Origin of the sequence: Paenibacillus sp. MY03 (genome assembly GCF_002165585.1) — a bacterium.
Taxonomy (GTDB): domain Bacteria; phylum Bacillota; class Bacilli; order Paenibacillales; family Paenibacillaceae; genus Pristimantibacillus; species Pristimantibacillus agaridevorans.
In genome coordinates this window covers 1-4,217 of the sequence record NZ_MXQD01000106.1, presented here as the reverse complement: position 1 = coordinate 4,217, position 4,217 = coordinate 1, and the positions used below count along the sequence as shown (strand labels likewise).

Annotated in this window: 2 protein-coding genes; both read left to right on the top strand. The window is 50.7% G+C overall.

The window, feature by feature from the left end; translation table 11 throughout:
• The first annotated feature begins 264 nt into the window (after window positions 1-264).
• Window positions 265-3,768, top strand: coding sequence for a sugar-binding protein (locus tag B1748_RS36070; RefSeq protein WP_179216013.1), 3,504 nt, complete (start codon window positions 265-267; stop codon window positions 3,766-3,768).
• Window positions 3,769-3,992: 224 nt separating this feature from the next.
• The coding region (locus B1748_RS36065) for a hypothetical protein (protein ID WP_143810483.1) at window positions 3,993-4,217 on the top strand (225 nt) is incomplete at its 3' end.

The window sequence follows — 4,217 nt, the reverse complement described above, 5'->3', positions numbered from 1 at the left end:
TTCGCGCCAAGGTGACGATGCAGGGCAGCCAGTATACGTCGGCATGGGGACTGGAGGAAATCCGCAAGGAATGGACGCGTCTGGGCGGAGAAGCAGTAGAAGTCAAGGCGCAGGAATGGTACGAAGCGAACAAAGCGAACTTCTAAATAAAGCGTAGAGATTGCAAGCTAATCGAGACAGGCCTCGACTTTCACGAATAGATTTCAAGAAAGGCAGAGGTTCTGTCTCTTCTCTCACCACACAAAATTGAAAGGGGTATACATGATGTCTACGAGTAAGCGGAATGAAACAACGAGAACGGTTCGTTTAGCCATTTTTTTAGTTATCTTTTTGTTATTCCAAGCTGTAGTTCCCGCTGGTCTTACCGAAACTGCGCAAGCGGCTGCACCGAATTCGGTAGAATCAATTGTTTCCGGCGACAATCTCATAGCCAACGGAGGATTTGAATCAGGTCTATGGTCTCCCAGAGCGGGAGGAAGCATAGACACGGCTGTTAAGCATAACGGCAACCAGAGTGCGAGTATGACAGCAACCGCGACGACACAGTATCTGGGAAGCGCATTGATACCTGTAGAATCGAACATCATCTATGAGCTGTCGGCTTGGATCAAAACATCCGGCATCTCCGTTTCTGATTCAGCAAGTGTAAACGCTTTAATGGTTGATGCCAACATGAACGCAATAGGCTGGTACAATACGATGAAGCTGATTCGGACCGGAGGCAGTCAAGATTGGACGAAATATACGACGGAGCTGAGCCAATTTGCAGCTGGTACGGCCTATATTCGAATATATGTCAGGTTGGATGGCAATTCGAGCGGTTCTGTATGGTTTGATGACGTCGAGTTGAAGGTATCCGACAATATGCTGGTCAACGGCGGCTTTGAGTCGGGTCTATGGTCGCCCAGAGCAGGGGGGAGTCTGGATACGGCTGTTAAACGAAACGGCAACCAGAGTGCGAGCATGACGGCGGCCACGACCACACAGTATTGGGGAAGCGGGTTGATTCCTATACAATCCAACGAAGTTTATACGCTGTCTACTTGGATCAAAACATCCGGCATATCTGTTTCGGATGCCGCGAGTGTAAACGCTTTAGTGATTGATGCCAATATGAATTCTCTGGGTTGGCACGATACGATGAAGCTGATTGGGACCGGAGGCACTCAGGATTGGACGGAGTATACGACAGAACTAAGCCGATTTGCGGTTGGGGCGGCCTATATCCGCATATATGTCAGGTTGGATGCTAATGCGGGCGGCGACGTTTGGTTTGACGACATCGTATTCAAGCCAAAGGACTTCGTTATTGGCATCGATGGACCAACGGGTCATATTTTTTCGGCTAATGAACCGGCGATATTGAGTCTGACGCTGAAAAACTCCACAAACCAGATCAAAAATGTTCAAGTGGATTACGGCGTAAAGGATTCCGGCAATAACTTGATCGCAACCGGAAATTTTAATGCGGATGTGCCCATGAGCGGGGTACTGGATCAAGATCTGGACTTCTCGGCTATCGATCGTTACGGCGTATATACTTTGGAGGTAACGGCAACAGGCGACAATGGCAATATTAACGAGCAGGAGAGCTTCCCATTCAGCAGGGCGCCGGCTCCGGGCGAAAGCTCTCCGAGCAGCGTATTCGGCACTGCGATTCATCTGCTTAATAAAACCGATGCCAATTATGTCGACACGTATCTTACTCAGATCGCACAGACAGGAATCCAGTGGATCAGGGACGACGCGAGATGGACAGTCGCCGAAACGGTAAAAGGGCAGATTAGCATTCCACCCGCATGGGATATGTTTGTGGACACTGCATTGTCCAAAGGCATCAGTCCTTTGTTTATTGTCGATTACGGCAATCCGTTTTACGATGATGGCAAGGCGCCTTATACCGATGAAGGAATTGCAGCCTATGCCCGTTATGCGGGCGAGCTGGCAGAACACTTTCTAGGCAGGGTGGATCACTTTGAAATATGGAATGAATGGAATATCGGAGGAGGCAACCCGGATCGTCTTTCGCCGGAGGCGTACGCAAAAGTGCTTAAAGCGGCATATGCCGCCATCAAGGCGGTCAATCCCGATGCGGTAGTCATAGGCGGCGCCACATCGGGGGCGGATGCAGGATGGATCAGCAGAGTATTGGCGGCAGGCGGATATGATGATATGGATGCCGTATCCGTTCATCCCTATACCTATCCGATCAACCCTGATGACGGTGGATTCGTAGCCAGTCTACAGTCGATCAAGAATCTGTTTCTGGCCTATGGCCCTGCCAAGCCGATATGGGTGACCGAGATAGGCTGGCCGACCAGCGAAAGTTTGACCAGAGGCGTAAGCGAGTTAACGTCGGGAGCTAATGTCGTTAAGACGTATACTTTGGCACTTGGCAGCGGCCTTGCAGATAAGGTTTTCTGGTATGATTTTAAGAATGACCCTAAACCGCCGACAAGTCTTGAAGGTCATTTCGGTCTGGTCAGAGGGGAGCACGAAGGTACGCCTTGGTCCGCGAAAGAGAACTATGTGGCTTATCGTTCGCTTACTAACATGCTTTCAGGATCGGAGTTTGTTCAAGCCTATGCCGCTGGCGATCAAGTCCAGGCTTACCGATTCTATCGCAACTCGGATCAAAAAGACGTGCTTGTGTTATGGAGCAAAGGCGATGCCAAAAATCTCGCGTTAACTTTAGGTACTTCCACTGCGGCATCGTATGATTTGTTTGGCAATAGCAGCAGTACAACCGCTGACGGCAATGGCATCATAACGTTGCCGATCTCGGAAGTGCCTGTATATGTGGAAGGAAACTTCGCTCAGAATATAGAGGTCAAGGATCCTTATCAAGTCCGGGTAGACCCGCAATTGCTGGAAACGCCGCAAGGAAAACAATGGCATGTCAGCATTAGCATCGACAACAATATGAATACGGGAATATCCGGAGAGATCCAAATTATCGGTTCTTCGCCATGGGATCAAGGGAGTCAGAACAAAACGTTTGCCGCCGCGGCCAATCAAACGGCAACCGTAACCTATGCGTTTCCGGGAAATCCGGAGCCAAAGCTGTATGATTTGCAAATTCAAACCACATTAAACGGCGGAGTCAGCGCGGTTGTTGATCGGAGAATCAGCTTCCTCGCCGCGCAGCAAACTTCTGCTGCGCCAATCATCGACGGAGTATTATCGCCGGGCGAATGGTCCGATGCGATGCCAATCCTCATCGATCAAACGTCACAGGTGCAGATGAGCAACTGGGGAGGAGTCAACGATCTAAGCGGCACGGGTTTTATCCAATGGGATGACGATTATTTCTATTATGCCGTTGCGATAAAGGATGATGTTCATGTGCAAGCCGATACGAATGGCGATATATGGAAAGGGGACAGCATACAGTTCACTATTGATCCCGGCAGAAAGTCGGGGGCGTCCAATCTCGGATATAATGAAATCGGTATTGCTTTGAACCCGAACACCTCCAATGTCGTTGTCTGGAGATGGACCGCCGCCTCGGGAGTTTCAAGCCTGAGCAACGCACAAGCTTCGGTCATTCGAGACGACAACAGCAATACGACCACTTATGAAATGGCGATTCCATGGGATGCGTTATTGCCGGCTGGCGTGACGGCAGCCCCAGGCTCGAATTTTGGATTTGCTATGCTCATCAATGACAATGACGGTTCCGGCAGACGCGGCTGGATGGAGTATATGGGCGGGATTGGCTCGGGCAAAGACCGCAGTGCTTTTGGGGATCTGCTGCTAGTCCCCTGATACGTCTATGACGTTCAAAGCTGCCGAAAGCACGATATGGCATGCCGATCAAGGGCATATCCTCAAAAAATAGACACTTCCGCAAAAAGTAGAGATTTCGGATATTCATTGCGGCATGTTACCGTTAGAGTGGGTCTGACGCATATGCGCGGCAGTGGCCGATATCGCAGGCTCATCTCTGGCGGCCATGTATACGATACGGAATTCAGGAGGTCGGGCTACGAATGGAAACAAGACATAAGATGCTCACTGCCCTGACAACCGCCGCATGCCTGCTTGCGGGAACGGGGTTGACTGGCTGTTCGAATCCGGGAGCGGATGAACAATCGGCATTGTCCGGAAACGAGTCGTCCGCGACGGCAGCAGATCCGTATGCCGATCTGCCGAAAGCGGTCAGCATCTCCGCGTTCGACCGGGGAGCCGTATCCAGCGACGAGGGAACCTATGAA

What these genes read in the sequence shown, in the direction of transcription:
- B1748_RS36070 (WP_179216013.1), top strand. Translation starts at nt 265, where the DNA reads ATGTCTACGAGTAAGCGGAATGAAACAACGAGAACGGTTCGTTTAGCC.